This window comes from Streptomyces sp. NPDC058773 (assembly GCF_042746015.1).
Taxonomy (GTDB): Bacteria; Actinomycetota; Actinomycetes; order Streptomycetales; family Streptomycetaceae; genus Streptomyces.
Genome location: NZ_JBHYPE010000031.1, coordinates 39,921 through 65,652 on the forward strand (window position 1 = coordinate 39,921; position 25,732 = coordinate 65,652).

The 25,732-nt window shown below is 70.8% G+C and carries 21 protein-coding genes and 1 riboswitch; of the genes, 11 read left to right on the forward strand and 10 right to left on the reverse strand.

Translation table 11 applies throughout. The features are described from left to right. Positions 1-69: 69 nt before the first annotated feature. The gene (locus tag ACFW5B_RS24570; RefSeq protein WP_386443408.1) at positions 70-657 is read right to left on the reverse strand and encodes a helix-turn-helix domain-containing protein; all 588 of its coding nucleotides are present in this window, start codon (positions 655-657) and stop codon (positions 70-72) included. Between the two features lie 404 nt (positions 658-1,061). On the opposite strand from ACFW5B_RS24570, the gene ACFW5B_RS24575 reads away from it, so the two are divergent. The 5 genes from ACFW5B_RS24575 (at position 1,062) to ACFW5B_RS24595 (ending at position 6,676) form a co-directional block, all read left to right on the forward strand. Then, on the forward strand, positions 1,062-1,757 hold the full coding sequence (locus tag ACFW5B_RS24575) for a sigma-70 family RNA polymerase sigma factor (RefSeq protein ID WP_386443547.1): 696 nt from the start codon (positions 1,062-1,064) through the stop codon (positions 1,755-1,757). Further along, positions 1,754-2,164: a mycothiol system anti-sigma-R factor gene (gene rsrA / locus ACFW5B_RS24580; protein WP_386443411.1), complete on the forward strand. Its 411-nt coding sequence runs from the start codon at positions 1,754-1,756 to the stop codon at positions 2,162-2,164. Before ACFW5B_RS24575 ends, rsrA begins: the two co-directional genes overlap by 4 nt. Positions 2,165-2,345: 181 nt before the next feature. Then, positions 2,346-3,878, forward strand: a complete 1,533-nt coding sequence (locus tag ACFW5B_RS24585) for an HD-GYP domain-containing protein (protein WP_386443414.1) — start codon at positions 2,346-2,348, stop codon at positions 3,876-3,878. A gap of 170 nt (positions 3,879-4,048) precedes the next feature. Further along, on the forward strand, positions 4,049-5,290 hold the full coding sequence (locus ACFW5B_RS24590; protein WP_386443550.1) for an HD-GYP domain-containing protein: 1,242 nt from the start codon (positions 4,049-4,051) through the stop codon (positions 5,288-5,290). A gap of 399 nt (positions 5,291-5,689) precedes the next feature. After that, entirely contained in the window at positions 5,690-6,676 is a 987-nt protein-coding gene (locus ACFW5B_RS24595; protein WP_190142213.1) for a hypothetical protein, read from the forward strand. A 43-nt stretch (positions 6,677-6,719) separates the two neighbouring features. Here the strand turns inward: ACFW5B_RS24595 and ACFW5B_RS24600 are convergent, their stop codons facing one another. Beyond that, entirely contained in the window at positions 6,720-7,970 is a 1,251-nt protein-coding gene (locus ACFW5B_RS24600; RefSeq protein ID WP_386443553.1) for an IS110 family transposase, read from the reverse strand. 500 nt (positions 7,971-8,470) lie between these two features. Between ACFW5B_RS24600 and def the strand changes: the two genes are divergently transcribed. Beyond that, positions 8,471-9,115 (forward strand): peptide deformylase, encoded by a 645-nt coding sequence (gene def, locus ACFW5B_RS24605; RefSeq protein ID WP_386443418.1) that lies wholly within the window; start codon positions 8,471-8,473, stop codon positions 9,113-9,115. 42 nt (positions 9,116-9,157) lie between these two features. Here the strand turns inward: def and ACFW5B_RS24610 are convergent, their stop codons facing one another. The 3 genes from ACFW5B_RS24610 to ACFW5B_RS24620 all read right to left on the reverse strand — a co-directional run bounded on the left by ACFW5B_RS24610 (position 9,158) and on the right by ACFW5B_RS24620 (position 14,801). Further along, the gene (locus ACFW5B_RS24610) at positions 9,158-11,143 is read right to left on the reverse strand and encodes a transglycosylase domain-containing protein (RefSeq protein WP_386443421.1); all 1,986 of its coding nucleotides are present in this window, start codon (positions 11,141-11,143) and stop codon (positions 9,158-9,160) included. Between the two features lie 131 nt (positions 11,144-11,274). Next, positions 11,275-12,378 carry a ribonucleotide-diphosphate reductase subunit beta gene (locus ACFW5B_RS24615; RefSeq protein WP_386443424.1) on the reverse strand — a complete coding sequence of 368 codons (1,104 nt, stop codon included), beginning with the start codon at positions 12,376-12,378 and terminating at the stop codon, positions 11,275-11,277. Then, a complete protein-coding gene (locus ACFW5B_RS24620; protein ID WP_386443427.1) occupies positions 12,378-14,801 on the reverse strand; it encodes a ribonucleoside-diphosphate reductase subunit alpha in 2,424 nt (807 codons plus the stop codon). Before ACFW5B_RS24620 ends, ACFW5B_RS24615 begins: the two co-directional genes overlap by 1 nt. Before the next feature lie 157 nt (positions 14,802-14,958). Continuing rightward, positions 14,959-15,123, reverse strand: a riboswitch (cobalamin riboswitch). A 118-nt stretch (positions 15,124-15,241) separates the two neighbouring features. Here ACFW5B_RS24620 and ACFW5B_RS24625 point away from each other — a divergent pair. Next, positions 15,242-15,829: a Uma2 family endonuclease gene (locus tag ACFW5B_RS24625; protein WP_386443430.1), complete on the forward strand. Its 588-nt coding sequence runs from the start codon at positions 15,242-15,244 to the stop codon at positions 15,827-15,829. A gap of 77 nt (positions 15,830-15,906) precedes the next feature. On the opposite strand, the gene mctP is transcribed toward ACFW5B_RS24625, so the two are convergent. The 3 genes from mctP to ACFW5B_RS24640 form a co-directional block, all read right to left on the reverse strand. Next, positions 15,907-17,592 (reverse strand): monocarboxylate uptake permease MctP, encoded by a 1,686-nt coding sequence (gene mctP, locus ACFW5B_RS24630; RefSeq protein ID WP_386443434.1) that lies wholly within the window; start codon positions 17,590-17,592, stop codon positions 15,907-15,909. After that, entirely contained in the window at positions 17,589-17,846 is a 258-nt protein-coding gene (locus tag ACFW5B_RS24635; protein ID WP_386443437.1) for a DUF3311 domain-containing protein, read from the reverse strand. The genes mctP and ACFW5B_RS24635 overlap by 4 nt, the downstream gene beginning before the upstream one ends. A 204-nt stretch (positions 17,847-18,050) precedes the next feature. After that, on the reverse strand, positions 18,051-18,809 hold the full coding sequence (locus tag ACFW5B_RS24640; RefSeq protein ID WP_386443555.1) for a GntR family transcriptional regulator: 759 nt from the start codon (positions 18,807-18,809) through the stop codon (positions 18,051-18,053). 243 nt (positions 18,810-19,052) lie between these two features. Here ACFW5B_RS24640 and ACFW5B_RS24645 point away from each other — a divergent pair, with 243 nt between their 5' ends. The 4 genes from ACFW5B_RS24645 to ACFW5B_RS24660 all read left to right on the forward strand — a co-directional run bounded on the left by ACFW5B_RS24645 (position 19,053) and on the right by ACFW5B_RS24660 (position 23,772). Further along, positions 19,053-20,318 (forward strand): extracellular solute-binding protein, encoded by a 1,266-nt coding sequence (locus tag ACFW5B_RS24645; protein ID WP_386443440.1) that lies wholly within the window; start codon positions 19,053-19,055, stop codon positions 20,316-20,318. Positions 20,319-20,393: 75 nt separating this feature from the next. Further along, positions 20,394-21,386, forward strand: coding sequence for a carbohydrate ABC transporter permease (locus ACFW5B_RS24650; protein ID WP_386443443.1), 993 nt, complete (start codon positions 20,394-20,396; stop codon positions 21,384-21,386). Beyond that, on the forward strand, positions 21,383-22,213 hold the full coding sequence (locus ACFW5B_RS24655; RefSeq protein ID WP_386443446.1) for a carbohydrate ABC transporter permease: 831 nt from the start codon (positions 21,383-21,385) through the stop codon (positions 22,211-22,213). The genes ACFW5B_RS24650 and ACFW5B_RS24655 overlap by 4 nt, the downstream gene beginning before the upstream one ends. An 8-nt stretch (positions 22,214-22,221) precedes the next feature. Further along, a complete protein-coding gene (locus ACFW5B_RS24660) occupies positions 22,222-23,772 on the forward strand; it encodes a glycoside hydrolase family 3 protein (protein WP_386443450.1) in 1,551 nt (516 codons plus the stop codon). A 184-nt stretch (positions 23,773-23,956) separates the two neighbouring features. Here ACFW5B_RS24660 and nagB read toward each other — a convergent pair whose 3' ends face one another. Both nagB and ACFW5B_RS24670 read right to left on the reverse strand, forming a co-directional pair. Beyond that, positions 23,957-24,739, reverse strand: a complete 783-nt coding sequence (gene nagB / locus ACFW5B_RS24665; RefSeq protein ID WP_386443558.1) for a glucosamine-6-phosphate deaminase — start codon at positions 24,737-24,739, stop codon at positions 23,957-23,959. A gap of 143 nt (positions 24,740-24,882) precedes the next feature. Beyond that, positions 24,883-25,656 carry an SDR family oxidoreductase gene (locus ACFW5B_RS24670; protein WP_386443453.1) on the reverse strand — a complete coding sequence of 258 codons (774 nt, stop codon included), beginning with the start codon at positions 25,654-25,656 and terminating at the stop codon, positions 24,883-24,885. Between the last annotated feature and the right edge of the window lie 76 nt (positions 25,657-25,732).

Consider the following 25,732-nt stretch of genomic DNA (forward strand, 5'->3'; position numbering starts at 1 on the left):
GCGGCGGGCCCCGGGGCCCCGAGGCCGGGTGGCCCGTGGCCCGGCACGCGTTCCCGCGCCCCGGCCGCCTCAGCCGTCCTGTCCGCGCGGACGGGCCCGGACGTGCATCCGCTCGCCCTGTCTGCCGAAGAGGCTCAGCAGCTCCACCGGCTCGTCGCCCGCGGGCCCGAACCAGTGCGGCAGCCGGGTGTCGAACTCCGCCGCCTCCCCGGCCCGCAGCTCCACCTCGCGGTCGGCGAGCAGGAGCAGCAGCCGACCGGACAGCACGTAGAACCACTCGTAGCCCTCGTGCGTGCGCTGCTCGCGCGGGCCGCCGACCGGGTCCAGGATCAGCTTGAACGCCTGGAGCGCGCCCGGCTGGCGGGTCAGCGGGACCGCCGTCCTGCCCTTCAGCTGGATCGGCGCCGCCCGTACCCGTGGATCACCGACCTCCGGCGCCCCCACCAGCTCGTCCAGCGGCACCTGATGGGCCTGCGCCAGCGGCAGCAGCAGTTCGAGGGTGGCCTTGCGGCCGCCGGACTCCAGGCGCGACAGGGTGCTGACCGAAATGCCGGTCGCCTCGGAGAGCGCGGTCAGGGTCACCCCGCGCTCCTGGCGCATCCGCCGCAGCCGCGGGCCCACCTCCGCGAGTACGCGTTCGTATGCGGTGTCGTTCACCCTTCCATTGCCGAAGCGGCAAGCGGCTTTGTCAACCCATGGGTCCCGGGGATTCGCCGGGCCGCTACGGGGAAGCCCGTCGCGCGGTCCGCCAGGAGGTCACCGGGAGATCCGCGGCACCATCCGGCCGCGATTCCGTCCGAAACCTTGACAGCGGAGCGGGAATGCCGTGGCGGGCGCGGCTGTTGTGCCAGTCGTACTGCCCGAGAACGTCCGGTGAAGCACGAGGAATGGGAGTCCGCCGCATGGGAATCGCTTGCCCGGCCCGCCCGGCCGCCGACCTGCCGTGGTCGCAGATGCAGGTCACGCAGCCCGCCCTGGCTGGAGCGGCGGCCGCACCGGATCGTCGTCTATTCTCCGAATCGGGTGGGTCCACATCCGGATCCAGGACGGTGTTGGAGGAGGTGGGTCCGGTCACCGGTACCGACGCAGGGACCGACGGCACGGCTGAGGAGCAGGCTCAGGAGAGCACCGTCGAGCGCAACGCACGCTTCGAGCGGGACGCGCTCACCTTCCTGGACCAGATGTACTCCGCCGCGCTGCGCATGACGCGCAATCCGGCCGACGCGGAGGACCTGGTGCAGGAGACGTACGCCAAGGCGTATGCGTCCTTCCACCAGTTCCGGGAGGGCACCAACCTCAAGGCGTGGCTCTACCGCATCCTCACCAACACCTTCATCAACTCCTACCGCAAGAAGCAGCGGGAGCCCCAGCGCAGTGCCGCCGAGGAGATCGAGGACTGGCAGCTGGCCCGCGCCGAGTCGCACATGTCGACCGGGCTGCGCTCGGCCGAGTCGCAGGCGCTCGACCACCTCCCCGACTCCGACGTGAAGGCCGCGCTCCAGGCGATCCCCGAGGAATTCCGCATCGCGGTCTACCTGGCGGACGTGGAGGGCTTTGCGTACAAGGAGATCGCGGACATCATGGGGACCCCCATCGGCACGGTGATGTCCCGTCTGCACCGCGGCCGGCGCCAACTGCGGGGCATGCTGGAGGATTACGCCCGTGAGCGCGGGCTGGTCCCGGCGGGGGCGGCGGCGGGGGACCCGCAGGCCGCGCAGACGTCGGACGCGCACGACCGGAAGGGCTCGGGATCATGAGCTGCGGAGAGCCGCACGAGAAGGACTGCTCAGAGGTCCTTGACCACCTCTACGAGTATCTCGACCGGGAGATGCCCGAAGGGGAGTGCGCAGACTTCCAGGTGCATCTGGACGAGTGCTCGCCGTGCCTGGAGAAGTACGGCCTGGAGCAGGCCGTCAAGAAGCTCGTCAAGCGCTGCTGCGGCCACGACGACGTCCCCAGCGATCTGCGCTCCAAGGTCATGGGCCGGATCGAGCTCATCCGGGCCGGGGAGACCGTCCCCGAGGTGAGCGTGCTCGAACAGGCCAAGAAGGAACAGGCGCAGCGCGAGCAGTCGGATGCCGCGGCGCCCACGGCGGAGGGGACCGGTCAGGACGACGCGACCGGCTCCACCGATGCACGGACCGAGGCCGCACGGGCCGAATAACGCGGCACATCACCCCAAGGGGTGAGGGGCGGGGCGATCGTCCCGCCCGATCCGCTGATCCGCCTTCCCCGGCGTCCCGACGCCTCTATTCTCACCGACCCGAGCGCACTGCCGATGTGGTGCGACGGGGGTCCCCGGCTCCGCACGAGCCCGGGGGAGCGGTCACGGTGAGGAGGGCGCGATGCGAGGACTTCCGGCAGCCGCACGAGGGTATATCGGCTGCGCCGCGCTGGCCGCGGCGCTGTGTGCCGCCCCCGCCGCGGGACTCGGCGCCGACGCCCCCTGGAGCAGCGCCTTCGCCCTGGCCGCCCTGTACGCACTGTGCGAACAGCTGCGCCGCAGCCCTCCGCCGGGCGGCCCGGTCCCCCACGGCACGGTTTCCGGGGCGTGCGGGGGTTTCCCCGCCGGATGGGCCAGCCCCGTCCTGCTCGCCGGGGCCTGTCTGCTGCCGCCGCCGCTGGCCGCGCTGGCCGCCGTCCCCGGTGCGGCGCTCGCCCCGGCCGAGCCGCGCTGCGCCGCCGCCCGCAGGGTCTGGCACGCCGCCGAACTGGCGCTGGCCTGCTGTGCGGCGTCCCAGGTGTTCCGCTCCCTCCGCCATCTCCCGCTGTCCGCACCGCAGTTCCCGCTTCTGCTGGTGCCCGCGGTGGCGGCCGCGGCCACCTTCTGCGCGGTGCTCGCGGTGCTCGACGGCGGGGTACTCGCCGCCGCCGAACGGCACCCGCTGCGCACCGCCTGGCGCGGGCTGCTGACCCGCTCGCTGGGGCCGCATCTGGTGCACGGCCTGGCCGGGCTGATGATGGCGGTCCTGTGGTGCAGTTCGTACGGGCCGCCGGCGGCGCTGCTGGTGCTGCTGCCGATGTACCTCTCCTGCTGGGTCTTCGCCCAGTACCACCGGGAGCGCGCCGCCCATCAGGCCACCATCCGCGCCCTCGTCCAGGCCGTGGACATCAAGGACCGCTACACCCGCGGGCACAGCGAACGGGTCGGGCGGGCCTCGGTGATGATCGCCCGGGAGCTGGGCATGCCGGAGGACCGTATGGAGGCGCTGCGGTTCGCCGGCATCCTGCACGACGTCGGCAAACTCGGCGTCCCCACCCGGCTGTTGCGCAAGGACGGGCCGCTGACGCCGCAGGAGCGCCGGGTCATCGAGCTGCACCCCGAGTACGGGCACGAGATCGTGCGCGGCATCGGCTTCCTGGAGGAGGCGCGGGCGGCGATCCTGCACCACCATGAGCGGCTGGACGGCCGTGGCTACCCCTACGGGCTGAAGGGTCATCACATCCCGGAAGTCGCACGGGTGGTGGCGGTCGCCGACGCCTTCGACGCGATGACCTCGACCCGTTCCTACCGCCGGGCCCGGCCGGTGCCGGTGGCCCTCGCGGAACTGCGCAAGTGCGCCGGCGCGCAGTTCGATCCGCGGATGGTCCGCGCGCTGATCGCCTCCCTCGACCGGTACGGCTGGCATCCGGACCTGGTGACGGCGGCGGACGCGGAGAACCCCGGGAACGCGGAGAATCCCGAGAAACCCGAGAACCCCGAGGACCCGCAGCCCGGTGCGGGGCGGTCCGGGCAGGCGGACCGTATGCCGCGCGGTGCCGGGGACGGGGGCGGGGACGGGGCGCCCACCCCGGTGGCGCCGGTGCGGATGGCGCCCGTCCCGGGGGCCGAGCGGGCCGAACGGGCCGGGCGGGCCGGCCGGGACGGCGCACGGTGAGCGGCGCCCAGGGGGAGGTCCCCGGCGCCGAGGTCCCCGAGGCCCGGCCGTCCGGGGCCCCGGCGGACGCGCCTGTGGCGGACGAGCCCCATACGGGCGGACCCCCCACAGCCGGCCCCCGCGCAGACGCCGCCCCGCCCACCGCCGTGCCGGGCCGATGCGGTCGTGGCATCGTCGCCGCGGTCCACGTCCCGGCCGCCGCGCTGGCCTGCTGGGCGCTGGGCCGCACGCTGTGGGACGGCCTGGCCGAGCCGGGGATCGCGCTGGCCTTCGGGGTGCTGATCACGGTGGGCGAACTGGTGGGCCGGGGCCCCGCGGCCGGGAGCGCACGGGTGCCGGGGGCGCGGGAGGGCGCACCGCTCGGCGCGGCCGGCGCGCTCGCCTACGCCCTGCTCGGCGAGGCCGGCGGACACCCGACCACCCATGGCGTGCTCCAGACCGTGGCGGTCGTCCTGGCAGCCGGCCTGGTCGGCATCGTTCCGCGGGTGGCGCGCGGCCAGGGACCGGCGCTCGACCCGCTCGCCCGCCGGTTGCTGACCACCGGCTTCGCCGCCACCTGCTTCCAGCCGCTCTACAACACCGGGACCTTGGGCTCCTGGGTGGCCTCCGGGCCGGTCTACCCGTTCTTCCTGATCGTGCTGCCGGCGCTGACCGCGCTGTGCGACGCGGTCCTGGCGGCCGCGCTGGCCCGCGCCCGTACCGGCTGGCCGTACGGGCCGCTGCTGCGCGACGAGTTGCGGGCGCTGCCCGGTATCGGCTCGGCGATCTGCGCCACCGGGGTCGTGATCTCGCTGGGCACCGCGGTCGCCGGGCTGTGGGCGCTGCCGGTGTTCTGTCTGCCGCTGCTGCTGACCCAGTTCGCCTGCCGCCGGTTCGCGGCGGTCCGCACCACCTACCGCCAGACCATCGCCTCGCTGGCCCGTTCCACCGAGATCGCCGGCTACACCCCGCACGGCCACGCCCGCCGGGTCGCCGCGCTCAGCCGCGCGGTGGGCCGTGAACTCGGCCTGAACGAACCGGAGCTGGACGTGCTCGAATATGCCGCGCTGATGCACGACATCGGTCAGCTCTCGCTGCTGGACCCGGTGCCGGACGGGGCGACCGCGCCGCTGCCGCCCGCCGAACAGCGCCGGATCGCGCTGCTGGGCGGCGCGGTGGTCCGGCAGACCGGTGTCCCCGCGGAGGTCGCGGTGATCGTCGAGCGGCAGGCCGATCCGTACCGCGAGCAGCCGGTCACGGCTCGTATCGTGCGCACCGTCAACGCCTACGACGACCTGTCGGGGGACTCCGCGGGACCGGGCGGCCGGCTGCGCGCCCTGGAGCGGCTGCGGCTGTCCACCGCGCGGGACCACGAGCCGCAGGTGGTCGAGGCGCTGGCCAGGGTGCTGGCCTGCGGCGGCGGTGCCGTGTGAGACGGCTGACATCCGGCGGGCGGGGCCCGGTCCGAATATCCGGTCACCCATGTCCCGATAATGCCGGAAACAGCCGGTGGCCGACGCCGGCCGGACCCGGCGACGCCCCATCCGCCCCGGCCGCCACACCCCCGTCGTTGAGCCTTCGTACGGCCCCGCACGTCGTGGAACCCATGGGTAATGAGCGGCCCCGGAGATGGGCATGGTTGGATGCGAAGGGAGCCCCCTCTCAGGGGATTCAGGGGGTCGGCACAGGGCAAGGAGCCGCAGGGGGCGGCAAACCGGGCTGAGCCCGGCGGCAATCTGTGGCAGGTTGTCGAGTAGGCCCCTCAAGAAGGCCCCGGGCGTCTCTCGGGACACCTCCGGGGCGGCATCAAGAGCAACCAGCAGGCGGGAATCGTGAGGATCTTCGGCAAGGTACGGCACCGGCCCTCCGCCTCGTGGCGGCAGGCGACCGACCGCGCTTTCACGCTGATCGGCGACGGCCGTTACGAGGACGCGGGGGCGCTGCTGACCCGCGCCGCGGACATGGAGCCGTGGCTCTCGGAGTCCTGGTTCAACCTCGCCCTGCTGCACAAGTTCCGGCACGACTGGGAGCAGGCCAGAGCCGCCGGACTGCGCGCCGTCGCCCTGCTGGACCGCGAGAACGGGGCGCCCGACTGGTGGAACGTCGGCATCGCCGCCACCGCCCTCCAGGACTGGCCGCTGGCCCGCCGCGCCTGGCAGGCGTACGGCCTCAAGGTCCCCGGCGGCGGCTCCCCGTCCGGCGAACCGCTCGGTATGGCCCTGGGCAGCGCCGCGGTCCGGCTCTCCCCGGAGGGCGAGGCCGAGGTCGTCTGGGGCCGCCGGCTGGACCCGGCCCGTATCGAGGTGCTGTCGATCCCGCTGCCGTCCTCCGGGCGGCGCTGGGGCGAGGTCGTGCTGCACGACGGCGTCCCGCACGGCGAGCGGACCACCGCAGCGGGCCCCTCGTACCCGGTCTTCGACGAGATCGAGCTGTGGGCGCCGTCCCCGGTCCCCACCTGGGTGGTGCTCCTGGAGGCCGCCACGGAGGCCGACCGGGACGCCCTGGAGCGGCTGGCGGCCGACGCGGGCTTCGCGGCCGAGGACTGGTCGTCGTCGGTGCGGCTGCTGTGCCGTACGTGCTCGGAGAGCCGGATGCCCAGTGACGAGGGCGAGGGCGAGCACCTCGACCCGCACGACCACAGTGAGCCCGGCCACCCCGGGCCGCTCGGCCACCGCACCGCGGGCTCCGGTTCGCTGTGGGTCCCGGAGCGCGAATGCGGGATCGCGGCGCCGTCCGCCCTGGTGCGCGGGCTGCTGGACGGCTGGGTCGCGGACAGCCCGGACACCCGGGAGTGGCGGGATCTTGAAGAGGTCTGCTGAGGGCCCGGTCGCGTCCCCGTAGACACCTCAGGCGGTTAGCGCGTCAAGCGGCAACCGCGAGTGCGACGGGGAAGGCTGTGTCCTCATCGAACAGCTTCCGCTGCTGGAGGCAGTGATAGAGCTGGCCCAGCATGCGATTGCAAAGGTTCCTTTGGGCGGCTGCGTGCCAGTCTCCGTGGTCGTCTCGGCGTCGCCGGTAGTGGGCCTTGGCGCCGGGTGAGGCGGTGATCGCGGAGAAGGCCCAGAGATAGCCGGCGTGGTTGAGGCGGTCGTTTTTCACCCATCGTCGGGTGATGGACGACTTCTTGCCTGAGGCTCTGGTGATGGGTGAGGAGCCGGCGTAGGCCTTCAGTCCGCGGGCGTCGGCGAACCGCTGTCGGTCGTCTCCGATCTCGGCGAGCACCCGGGCGCCGAGCTGGAGACCGAGGCCAGGGAAGCTGAGCAGGATGTCAGCGTCCGGGTGCTGAGGGAAAGCCTCCTCCACCGCCTTGGCCAGGTCGTCGGCGGCGGTGCAGGCGGCGTCCAGCTGCCCCAGCAGGGCGAGCATTTGCTTGCCGAGCGCGTCCTCGACCAGTGGCGGCTGATGGGCCCAGTTGGCGCGGAAGACCTCACGTAGCCGAACAGCCTCGGCCTCAATGCCGCGCTTGCGGCCGGACCGCCTGAGCGCGGCCTGGATCTGCGTGCGGGTCAGTCGACCAGCCCTGGCAGAGGTGGGGGCGACCTTGAGGAGTTCCCGGGCTTCGGGCCGGCACAAGCCGTTCGTCCAGGTGGAGAAGGCGTCCAGGGCGGCAGGATAGTACTCGCGCAGGAGCGAGCGGAGCTGGTTGGAAAGCTGCTGCCGGTTCCAAATCGCGTCCTGCTGGGCTCGGGCGAGGACGGCGACGGCTCGGGCGAGATCGGAGTCGTTTGGCAGGGCCCTGTGGGCGTGCATGTCGGTGCGGAGGATGTTGGCGAGAACGAGCGCGTCGCCGTGGTCGGACTTCTTGCGCGAGACGCTGTGCCGGTCGCGGTAGCGGGCGGCGGCCATCGGGTTGATCGCAAAGACCTGGCGCTTGCCGGTCCGCAACACCGCCACCAGCAGGCCCCGGGACGTCTCGATCGCCACCGGGATCGGGTCGTCCTCGGTGTCGCCGTGCTCGACGAGCAGGTCCAACAGCAACTGATAGCCGGCCGCGTCGTCGCTGATGCGGCGCTTGGCCAGCAGTTGGCCCGAGTCGTCGACTAAGGCGACGTCGTGATGGTTTTCCGCCCAGTCGATTCCGCAGTAGATCAAGTTGTTCCCTCCCCAGGGCACGGGTGTTTGCACTGGTCACGAGCGCATACGGGCCACGCAGCGACCTAATCCCAGGCCTCAACCACAACGGGCCGGGCCGACACCTCAGCAGCAGTTCGTGGCACCAGCGCACCCCACGGGCCTCGGTCTAAGCAGGAGCTCGAACGGCTCGGGCGTAACGAGAGGTCACCATGCGGCGGGCTCGCACCACGAAGATCAACGAGCGAGCACAGCAGCAGGTGGTGGTGGCCGAGAAGACGCCGAACGTCGCCGCTCTCAGCTGAGGCGTCGAGGCCCGGCGCGCCCAAGGCATCCGCCCGGCGCCCACGCGACCGCCACCACCACAAGCACCAGGACCGCGCACGCGATCTACGGGAAGGCATCACGTGCCCAGCTGTAGGCAGATGTCACGGCCCAGCGCTCGAACAATCCCCAGAACCTTGATCCCGGAAGACCGCCGCTAACTACGGATTAGGCTGTAGGGCGACTAATCAGGGTTTTCAGGAAGGCGTACGGCGGAGATGGCCCAGCAGCCTGTGTTTGATCAAGACGGTGACCAGCGGGTGGACGATGAGTTCCTCGATGACGTCACGGACGCCGGAGAGCGGGAGGCCGCCTACCGTGAGCGCGGCACCTCGCGACCGATCACGGTCGTCGGCAACCCGGTGCTCCACAAGGAGTGCAAGGACGTCACGGACTTCGGCGACGAGCTGGCGCAGCTGATCGACGACATGTTCGCCAGCCAGCGCACCGCCGAGGGCGTGGGCCTGGCCGCCAACCAGATCGGTGTGGACCTGAAGGTCTTCGTCTACGACTGCCTGGACGACGAGGGCGTCCGGCACGTCGGCGTGGTCTGCAACCCCGTCCTGGACGAGCTGCCCGCCGAGCGCCGGGTGCTGGACGACTCCAACGAGGGCTGCCTGTCCGTGCCCGGTGCGTACGCCGAGCTGCCCCGCCCCGACTACGCCGTGGTCCGCGGCCAGGACGCCAAGGGCGACCCGATCGCCGTGCGGGGCACCGGCTACTTCGCCCGCTGCCTCCAGCACGAGACCGATCACCTCTACGGCTACCTCTACATCGACCGGCTCAGCAAGCGGGACCGCAAGGACGCCCTGAAGCAGATGGCCGAGCGGGAGCCCCGCTACCCCGTCGTCGCCAACGACTGAGGCGCGCGGGCGCCCGGCCGCCGGGCGGGGCGCCCGTCCGCGTCACGAGCCCTGCTGGTAGGCCTGCCAGACCTTGGGCGGGAGGGACGTGCCCAGTTCGCTCTTGGCACCGCCGACGCCCTGCATCGGCAGCAGCTCGGGGGTGCCCGCCTTGTTGCGGAACATGGTGACGGCGGTGGTCGGCTCGTTGCCGTCCTTGCCGCCGGGCATCTGACCGGGGCGGATACCGCCCCACTTCCCCTTTTCGGAGCCGGGACCGGGGCCGAAGGACGGGATGGCGACCGGACTGCCGATGAACCACGCCGACTTCATCCGGTCGCCGGGCTCGGTGCGGCCTGCCGCCACCGTCTGCAGCTCGCTCGCGGGGCCCGTCGGCAGCAGGCTGCGCCGGCCCAGCCCCTCCAGGGTGAGCGATACCTCCTGGGCGACCCCGGAGTCGAGGACCTGCTCCGGCTCGGGGCGCCCGAGGCCGGACACATGCTTGCCCTCGTGGGTCATCCCGGACACCGCGTACGGGGCGGTGTGCAGCCCGCCGTTGACGAAGGTGGTGTAGGCGCTCGCCATCCGGATCGCGCTGGGCGCCGAGGTGCCCAGCGGGAAGGTCTGCTCCAGCTGCGCCATGCTCTCCTTGCGCAGCCCCACGTCCACCGCGAGGTCCCGGATCCGCTCCAGGCCGACGCTCTTCCCGGCCCGGACGAACGGCGGGCTCTCGGCCATGATCAGTGCCGCGCGCAGACGCTCGGCATCGGGCTCCTGGCCCTCTTCGGATGCCGCCCCGGGAGCTTCGGTCTCGTCGGTCTCATCGGTCTCGTCGGTGGCGAACCCCTCCTTCTGGAGCGCGGCCGCCAGCACGAACGGCTTGAAGGCGGACCCGGCCGGGACCGCCGAGGTGTCCGCGTTGTTGCTGAAGTGCTTGGTGGCGTCCGCGCCGCCGTACACCGCGACGATCGCCCCGTCCCGGGGGCGTACGGAGGCCGCGCCGAATTGCACGAAGGCATCGGCCTTGCGGTGCTTCGGGTCGATGTGTTCCCGGCGGACCTTGGTGACGGCCCTTTCCAGGCGGTGGGTGCGCTTTTTGTCGAAGGTGGTGCGGATGTGATAGCCGCCGCGCGCCAGGTCCTTGTCGGTCAGCCCGGTGCCGGCCTTGATGAACTTGTTGGCGACATCGATGAGATAGCCGGTCTGGCCGGCCTGGCTGGTGGGTTTCGACAGCTTCCGGGGCTCCGGGAAGGTGCGGTATTTCGCCCGTTCCCCGGCGCTCATCTTCCCGGTGGCGACCTGCCGGTCGAGTATCCACTTCCAACGGGCCTCGGCCCGCGCGTGATTGGCCTTGCTCAGCCCCGGATCGAACTGCTCCGAACCCTTCAGCACGGCGGCCAGCAGGGCACTCTGACTCGGGTTCAGCTCGCTGGCGTCGATGCCGTAATAAGCGTGCGCGGCGGCCTCGATTCCGTACGAATCACGGCCGAACCAGCTGGTGTTGAGGTAACCGCGCAGAATGTCGCGCTTGGACTTCTGGTTGCTCACCTTCAGCGCGATGATGAATTCCCGCACCTTGCGGGTGACCGTCTGGTCCTGTGAGAGATAGGTGTTCTTCACGTACTGCTGGGTGATGGTGGAACCGCCCTGGGTCTCCCCGCCGGAGACCAGGCTGACCACGGCGCGGCCGATGCCCTTGAAGGAGACCCCGGAGTCGCTGTAGAACGTGGCGTTCTCCGCCGCGATCACGGAATTCTCCACGGAGTCGGGCACCTTGTCGAGGGTGACGTTCTGCCGGTTGACGGCACCCACGCTCACCATTTCGCTGCCGTCCGCCCAGTAATAGACGGTGGCCTCCCGGCCCGCCAGTTCGTTCTCGTCCGGCACGTCGATCTTCGCGTACACCACGGCGAACAACCCGGCCAGGCCGAGGATGCCGAGCGCGAGGAGCCCGAGCCACTGGCGCCATGACGGCAGCCAGCGGCGCGGGCCCTGTCGCCCCCGCCGCGGATAGTCGAGGAACCGGCGACTCCCCTTCATTGCCTTCATGCCCGGTGAGATGTGGCGGCCATGAATCCGGTTGCCGAGCTAACAGAACGCTCACAATCGGCCTGCAGCCGGCGTGTCACCAGGGTGAAGGGGCGCCGCGGATGGCGCGGGAGGACGGTTCCTGACGGTGCCTAGAAGTCGTCGTCGAAGGAGACCGAACCCTCGACGGCGACCTGGTAGGCGGACGCCCGGCGCTCGAAGAAGTTGGTCAGCTCCTGGACGTTCTGCAGCTCCATGAAGGAGAACGGGTTCTCCGAGCCGTAGACCGGCGCGAAACCGAGCCGCTGCAGCCGCTGGTCGGCGACGCACTGCAGGTACTCGCGCATCGACGCGGTGTTCATGCCCGGCAGGCCGTCACCGCACAGGTCGCGGCCGAACTGCAGCTCCGCCTCGACGGCCTCCTTGAGCATCTCGGTGACCTGCTGCTCCAGCGCGTCGTCGAAGAGGTCGGGCTCCTCCTCGCGGACGGTGTCCACCACCGAGAACGCGAACTCCATGTGCATGGACTCGTCGCGGAAGACCCAGTTGGTGCCGGTGGCCAGCCCGTGCAGCAGCCCGCGGGAGCGGAACCAGTACACGTACGCGAAGGCGCCGTAGAAGAACAGCCCCTCGATGCAGGCCGCGAAGCAGATGAGGTTCAGCAGGAAGCGGCGCCGGTCGGCCCTGGACTCCAGCCGGTCGATGCGCTCGACCGAGTCCATCCACTTGAAGCAGAACTCCGCCTTCTCCCGGATGGACGGGATGTTCTCCACCGCGGCGAATGCCGCCGCACGGTCGTCCGGGTCGGGGAGGTAGGTGTCCAGCAGCGTCAGATAGAACTGGACGTGCACGGCCTCCTCGAAGAGCTGACGGCTCAGGTACAGCCGCGCCTCGGGGGAGTTGATGTGCTTGTAGAGCGTCAGCACGAGGTTGTTGGCCACGATCGAGTCGCCGGTCGCGAAGAACGCCACCAGCCGGCCGATCATGTGCTGCTCACCCGGCGAGAGCTTGGCGAGGTCGGCGACGTCGGAGTGGAGGTCGACCTCCTCCACGGTCCAGGTGTTCTTGATGGCGTCCCGGTAGCGGTCGTAGAACTCCGGGTACCGCATGGGCCGCAGGGTCAGCTCGAAGCCGGGGTCCAGGAGGTTCTTCTCGCCGGTGGTCGCGGTGTGGGCCGCCGCGGCGCTGGGCTCGGCGGGGCTTTCGGCGCGCAGCGCCGTCGTTGAGGGGCGGTGGTCGGGCGACGGGTTGGGCATTACTGGCAGGCCTCGCAGGACTCGGGGTTTTCCAGGGAGCAGGCGACCGCCTCGGGGTCGGCCACCGGAAGCTGTGCGGGAACGGTCGCGGCGCGCGCGGACTGCGCGATCCGGGTCGCCGGACGCGAACGCAGGTAGTACGTCGTCTTGATGCCGCGCTTCCAGGCGTAGGCGTACATCGAGCTGAGCTTGCCGATGGTCGGCGACGCCATGAAGAGGTTCAGCGACTGGCTCTGGTCGAGGTAGGGCGTACGGGCCGCGGCCATGTCGATCAGCGCGCGCTGCGGGATCTCCCAGGCCGTGCGGTACCGCGCCCGGACCTCCTCCGGAATCCACGCGACGTCCTGCACCGAGCCGTTGGCCTCGCGCAGCGCGTCCCGGGTCCGGGCGTCCCACAGCCCCAGCGCCTTGAGCTCCTCGATCAGATACGCGTTGACCTGGAGGAACTCACCGGACAGCGTCTCGCGCTTGAAGAGGTTGGAGACCTGCGGCTCGATGCACTCGTACACGCCCGCGATCGAGGCGATGGTCGCGGTCGGCGCGATCGCCAGCAGCAGCGAGTTGCGCATACCGGTGGTGGCGATCCGGGCGCGTAGCGCCGCCCAGCGGTCCGCCCAGCGCGGCTCGGCGTCCGGGTAGTGGTCCGGGTGCAGCACACCGCGGGCGGTGCGGGTCGCGGACCACGCCGGGTGCGGGCCGTGCCGCTCGGCGAGGTCGGCGGACGCCTCGTAGGCGGCGAGCATGATCCGCTCGGAGATATGGGTCGACAGCTCCTGCGCCTCGGGCGAGTCGAAGGGCAGCCGCAGCCGGAAGAAGACGTCCTGCAGACCCATCAGGCCCAGGCCGACCGGGCGCCAGCGGGAGTTGGAGGCGCCGGCCTGCTCGGTCGGGTAGAAGTTGATGTCCACCACGCGGTCGAGGAAGGTGACGGCGGTGCGGACGGTCGCGTCCAGCCGCTCCCAGTCCATCTCCCCGTTGTCGCCGAGATGCGCCGCGAGGTTGACCGACCCCAGGTTGCAGACCGCGGTCTCCCCGTCGTTCGTCACCTCCAGGATCTCCGTGCACAGGTTGGACGAGTGCACGACCTGGCCGGGCTCGGCGGTCTGGTTGGCGGTGCGGTTGGCGGCGTCCTTGAACGTCATCCAGCCGTTGCCGGTCTGCGCCAGGGTGCGCATCATGCGGGAGTACAGCACCCGCGCCGGGATCTGCTTCAGCGCCCGGCCCTCGGCCTCCAGCTTCCGGTAGGCGGCGTCGAACTCCTCGCCCCACAGGTCCACCAGCTCAGGGGCGTCCGACGGCGAGAACAGCGACCAGTCGGTGTCGTCCGCCACCCGGCGCATGAACTCGTCCGGGATCCAGTGCGCGATGTTCAGGTTGTGCGTACGGCGCGCCTCCTCACCGGTGTTGTCGCGCAGCTCCAGGAACTCCTCGATGTCCGCGTGCCAGGTCTCCAGGTAGACGCAGGCGGCGCCCTTGCGCCGGCCGCCCTGGTTCACGGCCGCGACCGAGGCGTCCAGGGTGCGCAGGAACGGCACGATGCCGTTGGAGTGCCCGTTGGTGCCGCGGATCAGCGAACCGCGGGCGCGGATGCGGGAGTACGACAGCCCGATGCCGCCGGCGTGCTTGGAGAGCCGGGCGACCTGGTGGTAGCGGTCGTAGATGGAGTCCAGCTCGTCCAGCGGCGAGTCCAGCAGATAGCAGGACGACATCTGCGGGTGGCGGGTGCCGGAGTTGAAGAGGGTGGGGGAGGAGGGGAGGTAGGACAGCGAGCTGGTGAGCCGGTAGAGCTCGGCCACGTCGGCCAGCGCGCGGTCGCCGTGGTCCTCGGCGAGGCCGCAGGCCACCCGGAGCAGAAAGTGCTGCGGGGTCTCGATGACCTGACGGGTGGTGGGGTGCCGCAGCAGGTAGCGGGAGTGCAGGGTGCGCAGCCCGAAGTACCCGAAGCGGTCGTCGGCCCCGTCGGCGAGCGCCCGGTCGACCAGCGCGTCCAGCCGGGCGGCATGGGCCCGTACGAACTCCGCGGTCTCGTCGGCGATCAGCCCTTCGCGGTGGCCGACCTCGACGGAGGCGGAGAAGGCGACCGCCCCCTGTCCGGCGGCCTCCTCCGAGATCGCGAGGGTGAGCAGTCGCGCCGCGAGCTTGGAGTACTGCGGCTCGTCACCGATCAGACCGGCCGCGGCATCGGTGGCCAGCGACCGCAGTTCGGCCTCGTCGGAGCCAGGGTGCCGGCCGCGCAGCGCGGCGGCGGCCACCTTGCCGGGGTCGGTCGCGGTCAGGTCCTCGGTCAGCCGGGTCAGGGTGCGCAGCAGCGCGACCCCCGGCCCGTCCTCGCCCGGTCCGCCGTCGGCGGAACCGGGAGGCGTGTCCACCACGGGCGGCACGGCCTCGGCGTCTGACGCGGGTTCCGTTGGCGCGATGGTCACGTGGTGCTCTCCCTACACTCGGCGGGGCCGGGAGAGCGGGCGCGACGGGCGCGCGGGCATGCGGCACCCCGTGACGGCAGGGGTGCGCGGGCGCACCGCGCGGCATCCATCGGCCCAACCCTCGGGGCCCGGGACGTATCGACGCCCGCACCCATGGCGGTACGGACGTACCGTCGGCAGGTCCTCGGACTGCACGGGCGCGCCCCCGGGGCCGTTATCCGGCCGGTCGGACGCGCTCCTACACCGTTGCGGGACAGTTCCGGATTCCCACCGGATTCCCCTGCGACGACAGCGAGGACGAGCATACATGTGGTGGTGGCCCCTCAGGCGCACCCCCATATCTAGTGTGTCGTGCGTCATCGCGCGGTGGCTGTCAGTGGCCTCGGCTATGGTCGGTGACACGTTCTCTGTTCCGTCCCGTGGAAGAAGGAGAAGGCCTCATGACCGCGCTCGCCGACCGTCCGCACATCATGGAGACCGAGCATTTCGAAGAGGCCGCCCGGATACTCGCCCGCCGGGAAGAAGGCGCGCGGTTGGAACTCATCGACGGGAAGGTCAAGAGCAAGCCCATGCCGGACGGCGATCACGGTCGGATCATCGAGTGGTTGACGCGCCTCTGCATCCAGTCACGCCCTGAGCTGTGGCTCTATCCGGACCAGGGGCTCAAGGTGGAGGAGTACCGCAGCGGCCGGGCCCGGCCGGACGGGGCACTCTCCGTCAGTGGCGCCTTCGTCGGCAAGGGTGAATGGGCGGACCCTGAACCGGTGTTGATGGTCGTCGAGGTCACCTCCTCCGATTCCGACACGCACCAGCGTGACCGCGTGGAGAAGCCCCGCGCCTATGCGGGAGCCGGGATCCCGCTCTATCTGCTCATCGACCGGCAGGAGGGCCAGGTGTCGCTCTACAGCGACCCCGATGGGACCCGCTACGAGGACGTCCGCACCGTGCCGTACGGCAAGCCCCTCCACCTCCCCGACCCCGTCGGCATCACGCTCGAAACCGAGCAGTTGAAGGACTGGACCGGCTGAAGCGGTGTACGACAACGGGCCGCCGCGTCCCCGGGGGAACGTGACGGCCCGTTGCCGGAAGCCGGGCGGCCGGTGGGTCAGTGTCCGGCCGGTGCCCCCGCGGTGGCGGGTGGGAGGTCGACGGTGACGCCCTGGTCGCCGGCGTCCGCCGTGTAGTCGGCGGGGCTGGTCTCGTCGATGCCGTCGGGGGCCTTCGCGGCCTTCAGGGCGAAGGTGAGGACGACCGTGACGACCACGTTCAGGACGAAGGCGGTCAGACCGATGTAGCCGATCTCGCCGATGCCGGGGATCTCCGCGCTGGAGCCGCCGAAGTGCTTCTGGGTCGGGCTGGCGACGCCGTAGGCCGCGAGGGTGCCGTAGAGCATGCCGACCGCCCAGCCGGTGAGCAGCGCCCAGCGGTGGAACCAGCGGGTGAACAGCCCGCCGACCAGGGACGGCATGGTCTGCAGGATCCAGATGCCGCCCAGCAGCTGGAAGTTGATGGCGACGGTCTTGTCCATGGTGAGGACGAAGACCAGCGCGCCGACCTTCACCAGCAGCGAGACCAGCTTGGCGACCTTGTGCTCCTGCTCGGGAGTGGCGGCCGGCTTCAGGAAGTCCTTGTAGACGTTGCGGGTGAAGAGGTTGGCCGCGGCGATCGACATGATGGCCGCGGGCACCAGCGCGCCGATGCCGATCGCGGCGAACGCCACCCCGGAGAACCAGCTCGGGAACATGTCCTCGAACAGCTGCGGAATGGCCAGCTGCGGGTTGCCCTGGATGTCCGTACCGGCCTTGATCGCCATGAAGCCGAGCAGCGCCAGGAGGCCCAGCATCAGGGAGTACAGCGGCAGGATCGTGGTGTTGCGGCGGATCACGTTGCGGCTGCGCGAGGACAGCGTCGCGGTGATCGAGTGCGGGTACATGAAGAGCGCCAGCGCCGAGCCGAGCGCCAGAGTGGCGTACGCCCACTGGGCGTTGGGCCCGCTGGCCAGCTCGCCGCGCGGTTTGCCGGGGACGGGGCCGGGCTGGGCGAGCGCCTTGCCGGCCGAGTCGAAGATCGCGTCGAAGCCGCCCAGCTTGATCGGGATGTAGATGATGGCCACGGCGATGACGAGATAGATCAGCCCGTCCTTGACGAACGCGATCAGTGCCGGCGCCCGCAGCCCCGAGGAGTAGGTGTACGCGGCCAGTACGGCGAACGCGATCAGCAGCGGCAGGTCCTTGACGAACCAGTTGGTGTTCTCGCCGCCGCCGATGCCCATCACGTCCAGGACGGCCTGGATGCCGACCAGTTGGAGGGCGATGTAGGGCATCGTGGCCAGGATGCCGGTGAGCGCCACGGCCAGCGACAGGCCCTTGGAGCCGAAGCGGCCGCGGACGAAGTCGGAGGTGGTGACGTACCCGTGTTTGTGCGAGACCGACCACAGCCGGGGCAGGAAGGTGAAGATCAGCGGGTAGACCAGGATGGTGTAGGGCACGGCGAAGAAACCGGACGCGCCCGCCGCGTAGATCGCCGCCGGGACGGCCACGAACGTGTACGCGGTGTAGAGGTCGCCGCCCAGCAGGAACCAGGTCACCCAGGTGCCGAAGCTGCGGCCGCCCAGGCCCCATTCGTCGAGGTTCTCGGACTGCTCGGCCTTGCGCCAGCGCGCGGCCATGAAGCCCATGACCGTGACGGCCAGGAAGAAGAAGACGAAGACGGCCAGTGCGACGCCGTTGACGCCGTGCGTCTGGGAGGCGGCGAGTGCGCCCGGGGCGAGCGGCGCGGTCGTGGGAGTCACTGGGCACCTCCCTTGCGGGCGCGCCGCTCACGCTGCACGAGCGTGTAGGCGACGGTGGTGAGCGCGGTCGAGATCAGCACCCACAGCATCTGGTACCAGTAGAAGAACGGAATCCCGATGAACTTCGGCTCGATCCGGGCGTACGAGTTCACCCAGAGCATCGCGACGAACGGAGCGATCAGGCAGAGCCCGGCCACCACACGGGTGGGCGTGACGAGCTGTCTGCGATCCGGTGGTGCGGCTGACTGTGTCATGACCGTGGCTCCGTCCCCTGCTGTCGCCTGTGCAATTGGCTGAATCTATGGCAGGGGAGTGGCACGCGTCACTAGCTGTCCGCATATCGGTATCAAGAATGCATCCGGCCGCGACCTGCGCCGTCAGCCGTCCGGCGACGGCAGGGGCGACGGCAGGGCAGGGGGCGGGCCGGGCGGCGAGTGCTCCGCCCGGCCCGACGGCGGTCAGTCCGCGGGGCGGCGCAGCCGGGCGACGAACTTGTAGCGGTCGCCGCGGTAGACCGAGCGCACCCACTCCACCGGCTGCCCCTGCGCGTCGAGCGAGTGCCGGGAGAGCATCAGCATCGGCAGGCCGACGTCCGTACCCAGCAGACCGGCCTCGCGCGGGGTGGCGAGTGAGGTCTCGATGGTCTCCTCGGCCTCCGCCAGTCGGACGTCGTACACCTCCGCCAGCGCGGTGTAGAGCGAGGTGTACTTGACGAGGTTCCGGCGCAGCGCGGGGAAGCGCTTGGCCGACAGATGGGTGGTCTCGATGGCCATCGGCTCGCCGCTGGCCAGCCGCAGCCGCTCGATGCGCAGCACCCGGCCGCCGGCGGCGATGTCCAGCAGTCCGGCGAGCCGGTCGTCCGCCGTGACATAGCCGATGTCCAGCAACTGCGAGGTCGGCTCCAGGCCCTGGGCCCGCATGTCCTCCGTATAGGAGGTCAGTTGCAGCGCCTGGGAAACCTTGGGCTTGGCCACGAACGTGCCCTTGCCCTGGATGCGCTCCAGCCGTCCCTCGACGACCAGCTCCTGGAGGGCCTGACGCACCGTCGTACGGGAGGTGTCGAACTCCGTGGCGAGGGTGCGTTCGGGCGGGACCGGGGTGCCGGGCGGCAGGGTCTCGGTGATTTCCAGCAAGTGCCGCTTGAGGCGGTAGTACTTGGGCACCCGTGCGGTCCGTGTGCCGCCGCTCTCGGCACCGCTGCCCCCGTCCGTGTCCATGACCCGCCTCTCCGACTCCTGTCGCGCTGCCGTCACCGGCTCCTCCGTACATAGCGGCTCACATCGTGGCACGGGTGGGTTTCCCGCGCTCCCTTGCACGCCCCGGCCCGCCGGATGTCGGTCCGGTAACGGACCTGACAGCGACTCTTATACACCCTTGACACCCCTAAAGGTCTAGGCCAAGCTGCGGGGCACTGGTCTAAACCATTAAAGACCACACCCGGCCCTTGGGGGGAGAGCGCAATGAAGCGTGGGCTCATGGCGGCGACGGCGGTCGCGGGAATGCTGGTGGGGGTCGCGGCCTGTGGGTCCGGCGGCGACAAGGCGGGCGCGGACGGGTTCAAAGGCCGGAAGCTGACCGTCTGGGTGATGAGCGGTTCGAATCCGGCGCAGTGGACCGAGCAGGTCTCCGCCCAGTTCAGGAAGAAGACCGGTGCCACCGTCGAATTCAAGGTCCAGCAGTGGAACGGAATTCAGCAGAAGCTGAGCACCGCCCTTTCCGAGGAGACACCGCCGGACGTCGTCGAAATCGGCAACACCCAGACCGCCGCCTATGCCGAGGCCGGCGCCCTGGCCGAACTCGGCGATCTGAAGAAGGAGATCGGCGCCGACTGGAATGATGCCTTCAACAAGGCGTCGGTCGTGGACGGAAAGCAGTACGCACTGCCGTGGTTCGCCGGAAACCGCGTGGTGATGTACAACAAGAAGATCTGGGCCGAGGCCGGGCTCAAGGGCACTCCCCGGACCCGCGGCGAACTCTTCAAGGCCTTTGCCGCCATCAAGAAGAAGACCGATGCCGAACCGCTGTATCTGCCCGGCCAGAACTGGTACTTCTTCGACGGCCTGACCATCGGGACCGGCGCCGACCTGGTGAAGAAGCAGGGCGGGAAATGGGTCTCCAACCTCGGTGACCCGAAGGTCGCCGAGGCCATGGACCTCTACAAGCAGTACCAGGCCTTCAGCACCGCCCCCAAGAACAAGGACGAGGCGACCCCGCAGCAGGCCGAGATCTTCGCCAAGGGCCGTACCGGCGCCGTCATCGCCATGGGCTACGAGGCCGCCGCGGCCGTCAAGGCCAACCCGGAGATGAAGAAGGACATCGGCTTCTTCACCATCCCCGGGAAGACCGCGGACAAGCCGGAGGGCGTTTTCCTCGGCGGCTCCAACTTCGCGGTCGCCGGAATGGGCAAGAACCAGGAACTCGCCAAGGAGTTCCTCAAGGTCGCGCTGTCGAAGCAGAACGACGCGCAGATGGTGAAGGAATCCGGCTGGACCCCGAAGTCCGCCGCCCTGGCAGGTGCCGCCAAGGAGAATCCGGCCGTGGCGGCCGCCGCACCCGCTGCGGAGAAGTCCGGCGGTACCACCCCGCTGATTCCCCAGTGGGCCGCGGTGGAGAACGTACCGAACCCGATCAAGAGCTATATGACCGCGGTGCTGGGCGGTAAGTCCCCGGCCGACGCCGCCAGGGACATCGAGCCCGAGATCAACGCGCGGCTCGCCAAGCAGTAGCCGACACCTGGTGGGTCCGCGCGGACCCACCCTCCGGCACCACGAGCCCGACGGGACGCGAGGGGGAGCAGGGCCATGGCAGTGCAGCTGGACGGCGTGGGGGAGCGGACCGCGCCGCGGACCGGCAGGGGCGGCGCACCGCCCACCCGGCGCGGCGGAGGCCGCCGGCGGGCCGCGCGCGGCGCCCCCTACCTCCTGCTGCTGCCGGCCCTGCTCGCGACCGCGGTCCTCCTGGGCTGGCCCATGGTCCGCAATCTCCTGCTCTCCTTCCAGAACCTCAACATGAAGGAGCTGATCCAGCACCTCACGGACTGGCGCGGGACGGGCAACTACCAGGAGATCCTGGGCAGCGAGCAGTTCTGGCGGGTCACTCTGCGCACCCTCGTCTTCACCGCGGTCAACGTCACCCTGATCATGATCCTCGGCGTACTGATCGGGCTGCTGCTGGCGCGCCTCGGCACGAAGATGCGCCTCACGCTCTCCGCCGCGCTGGTGCTGGCCTGGGCGATGCCGGTGATCGCCGCCACCACCGTCTTCCAGTGGCTCTTCGACTCCCGCTACGGCGTCGTCAACTGGCTGCTGGACAGGCTCGGGAGACACTCCATGGCCCACTACGACTGGGTCGGCAGCCAGCTGTCGACGTTCTTCGTCATCACCGTGCTGATCGTCTGGCAGTCGCTGCCGTTCGTGGCCCTCAACCTCTATGCCGCCACCACGACCATCCCCAGGGAGCTCTACGAAGCGGCCCGGATGGACGGCGCCGGGACCTGGAAGGTCTTCACCTCCGTCACCTTCCCCTTCCTCAGGCCGTTCTTCCTCGCCACGACGTTCCTGGAGGTCATCTGGGTCTTCAAGGCGTTCCCGCAGATCTTCGCGATCAACGAGGGCGGCCCCGACCGGCTCACCGAAACGCTGCCCATCCACGCCTTCACCGAGGGCGTCGGCAACCTCCACTTCGGCATGGGCGCCGCGATCTCCCTGCTGACGATCGTGGTGCTGCTGGCCATGACCGCGTCCTACCTGCGTCTGACGTTCAAGCAGGAACAGCGGGAGGAGAACGAGCTGTGAAGCGCTCTCTCACCGGCCGCATCTGGCCCAACGCCATGGCGGCCGTGCTCGCCCTCGGCTTCGTCTTCCCGGTCTACTGGATGTTCAACACGGCCTTCAAACCGACCCGGGACATCATCACCGAGGACCCCGTGTGGTTCCCCGTCCACGGCACCCTCGAACACTTCGCGACTGCCGTGCACGCCCCGCACTTCTGGGTCCTGGCGGGGAATTCGGTGCTGGTGACCGTGCTCGCCGTCGGTCTCTCGCTGGTGATCGCCCTGTGCGGGGCGTTCGCGCTGACCCGGATGCGCTTCCGGGGCCGGAAGGGCATCCTGCTGACCTTCATGGTCGCCCAGATGGCCCCGTGGGAGGTGATGGTGATCTCGGTCTATCTGATCGTCCGGGACGCGGACCTGCTCAACAGCCTGCTCCCGCTCACCTTCTTCTACATGGTGATGGTGCTGCCCTTCACCCTGCTCACGCTCCGGGGGTATGTCGCCGCGGTGCCCAGGGAGCTGGAGGAGTCCGCGATGGTCGACGGCTGCTCGCGCCGCCAGGCGTTCCTGAAAGTCGTCTTCCCGCTGCTGGCGCCGGGTCTGATGGCCACCTCGCTCTTCGGATTCATCACCGCCTGGAACGAATTCCCGCTGGTGCTGGTCCTCAACAAGGAACCCGCCATGGGCACCCTGCCGTTGTGGCTCTCGCAGTTCCAGACGCAGTTCGGGGACGACTGGGGTGCCACCATGGCAGCCGCCTCGATCTTCGCCGTCCCGGTCCTGGTCCTCTTCCTGTTCCTGCAACGCAAGGCGGTCGGCGGCCTCACCTCCGGCGCAGTGAAGGGATAACGCAGCTCATGACGCCTCCCGTACGCCCCGCGGGCCCCGCCGACACCGTCACCCGCGACGCCCTCGCCGTCCTCCAGCCCGGCTTCACCGGCACCACCGCGCCCGACTGGCTGCTGCGCCGGCTCGGCGAGGGCCTGGTCTCGGTGGGCCTCTTCGGCCGCAACGTCGCCGATCCGGACCAACTCGCCGCCCTCACCGGCCGGTTGCGCGCCGAACGCGAGGAGCTGATCGTCGCCATCGACGAGGAGGGCGGCGATGTCACCCGCCTCGAAGTGCGCCGCGGTTCCTCCTTCCCCGGCAACCACGCGCTCGGTGCCGTTGATGACACCGACCTGACCCGCGCCGTGGCCCGCGAACTCGGCCGCCGGCTGGCCGACTGCGGTATCAGCCTCAACTGGGCCCCCTCCGCCGACGTCAACTCCAACCCCGCCAACCCGGTCATCGGCGTCCGCTCCTTCGGCGCCGACCCGCAGCTGGTCGCCCGGCACACCGCCGCCTATGTCGAGGGCCTGCAGTCCGCCGGTGTCGCCGCCTGCACCAAGCACTTCCCCGGCCACGGCGACACCGCCGTCGACTCCCACCACGACCTGCCGCGGATCGCCGCCGATCTGACCACCCTCCGGGAACGCGAACTGGTCCCGTTCCGCGCCGCCGTCGCCGCCGGTACCCGGGCCGTGATGAGCGCCCACATCCTGCTGCCCGCCCTGGACGACGCGCACCCGGCCACGCTCAGTCCGGCCGCACTGCACGGTCTGCTGCGGGCCCCCGCCGCCGACGGCGGCCTCGGTTTCGACGGGCTGATCGTCACCGACGGCATGGAGATGCGGGCCATCGCCGCCACCTACGGCATCGAACGCGGCAGCGTACTGGCCCTCGCGGCCGGCGCCGACGCCCTCTGCGTGGGCGGCGGACTGGCCGACGAGGACATCGTGCTGCGGCTGCGCGACGCCTTGGTACGGGCGGTGCGGGACGGCGAACTGCCGGAGCAGCGGCTCGCCGACGCCGCGGCCCGGGTACGCGCGCTGGCCGGCCGGCGCCGGAACGCCGGCCCGGGGGAGCGAGTCGCGCCCGCGCCCGGAATCGGCCTCACCGCGGCCCGTCGCGCCCTGCGCCTCACCGCCACCGGCCCGTACGCACCCCTGGACGGTCCCGCCTACGTCGCCGCCTTCACCCCCCTCGCCAACATCGCCGTGGGCGACGAGACGCCCTGGGGCGTCGCCGCCGCACTGACCCGCCTCCTCCCGGGCACCGGGACCGCCACCTGCACCGCAGAGGCCGCTGCCGAGGCCGGCCCCGCCGCGCTGGTCGACGGGCTGCTCACGGCGGCTGCCGGCCGCCGCCTCGTCGCCGTGGTCCGCGACGTTCACCGCCATCCCTGGATGGCCGACGCGCTCCGCTGCCTCCTCGCCGCCCGCCCCGACACCGCGGTCGTCGAAATGGGTGTCCCCCAGGCCCCGCCCCAAGGAGCCCTCCACATCGCCACCCACGGCGCCGCCCGCGTCTGCGCCCAGGCCGCCACCGAAGCCCTCACGGGCCAACGCCTGCCCTCCGCCGGCTGACCCGCCGTTCGCCGCCCTCGCCGCCCCTCTGCCCGGGGCACCCGGCAGGCCCAGGGGTCGGCTGGGTGCCGGGCGACCGGTCAGGCTCACCGGTCCGGCTGAAGCCCGTGGAACCGACCCGGCCGAACGCCGTGGCACCGACCGGCTGACGGACCGACTCACCCGCCTCCCCGGCCCTACGGGCCTAGAGGCCCTGCCACTCCGGCTTTGCCGCGTAGGTGGCACGGAAGTAATCGGCGAGCTTCAGCTTGGCGGCCGCCGCCTCGTCCACGACGACCGTCGCATGCGGGTGGAGTTGCAGTGCGGAGGCCGGGACCAGCGCGGCGACCGGGCCTTCGACCGCGTGGGCCACCGCGTCGGCCTTGCCCTCGCCGGTGGCGAGCAGCACCAGATGGCGGGCCTCCAGGATGGTGCCGATGCCCTGGGTGATGACGTGGTGCGGCACCTCGTCGAGGCTGTCGAAGAACCGGGCGTTGTCCTCCCGGGTCTGCCGGGTCAGTGTCTTGATGCGGGTACGGGAAGCGAGCGACGAGCAGGGCTCGTTGAAGCCGATGTGTCCGTCCGTGCCGATACCGAGCAGCTGGAGGTCCACACCGCCCGCCTCCCGCAGCGCGCGGTCGTACGCCTCACACGCGGCCGGTACGTCCTCGGCCGCGCCATCGGGCCCCATGAAGGACTCCGCGCCGAGACCGAGCGGTTCGACCACCTCGCGCAGGACCACCGAACGGTAGGACTCGGGGTGCCCGGCCGGCAGTCCGACGTACTCGTCGAGCTGGCAGACACGGGCCCGCGAGGCGTCCACCGCGCCGGCCCGGACCTTCGCCGCCAGCGCCTCGTAAATGGGCAACGGGGTGGAGCCGGTGGCCACACCGAGCAGCGCGTCGGGCTTACGGCGCACCAGGGTGGCGATGGCCTCGGCGATCAGCTCGCCGCCCGTCACGGCATCCGGAACGATGACAACTTCCACGCTTGGCCTGCCGTTCTGGAGATGGTCCATGTGGTATAGACCAATCTAGCAGAGGGGGCCCCAGGAATTCGTCGGCACATCCGAACGGCCGGTCAAGTTTTCCCGGCGTCCGGAACCCGTCCGCGCCCTCGGGCCGGCCCCCGTCAGAGCAGCGCACCGCCTGTGGCGTCGATCCACTGGCCCGTCACCCAACGGCTGTCGTCCGAGGCGAGGAAGGCCACGACGTCGCCGATATCGGTGGCGTCCGCGAGCCGGTTGAGCGGGGATATCTCCCGGACCCGCTGCCGCGCCGCGGTATGGGCCTCACCGCCCAGCCAGCCGGCATTCATGTCGGTGGGCACCACCCCGGGCGCCACGGCGTTGACCGTGATGCCGCGCGGGCCCAGCTCCTTGGCCAGCGTCGAGGTGAACACGTCGATCGCGCCCTTGGTCATGGCGTAGGCGATCAACTCGGGCTTGGATGCGCCCCGGGTCAGCCCGGTTGAGGTGTTGATGACCCGCCCGCCGTCCCGCAGTCGGGGGAGGGCCTGCTGGGTGATGAAGAACGGCGCCTTGGTGTTGACCGCGAAGAGGCGGTCGAAGTCCTCCGCCGTCACCGCGTCGATCCGCTTCAGTGTGCCGTCGACGGCCGTGTTGATCCCGGCGTTGTTGACCAGGATGTCCAGCCCCTCGGCCTGCTCGTCGAAGGCGGCCCACAGCGCCTCGGCGTCGCCCGGCGCCCCCAGCTCGGCCCGGAGCGCGAACGCCCGGCCCCCTGCGGCCTCGATCGCCGACACGGTCTCCTTGGCCGCGGTCTCGTCCCGGCCGTAATGCACGCCGACCCGCGCGCCCTCCCTCGCCAGTCGCTCGGAGACGGCCCGGCCGATCCCCCTGCTGCCTCCGGTCACCAGTGCCGTCTTGCCGTTGAGTGCGGTCAAGGCCGTGCCCCCTCCGAGTCTTTCTGTATCGCTCGCTACAGAAAGACCGTAGCACGCGTTCCGTACCGTCCGCTAT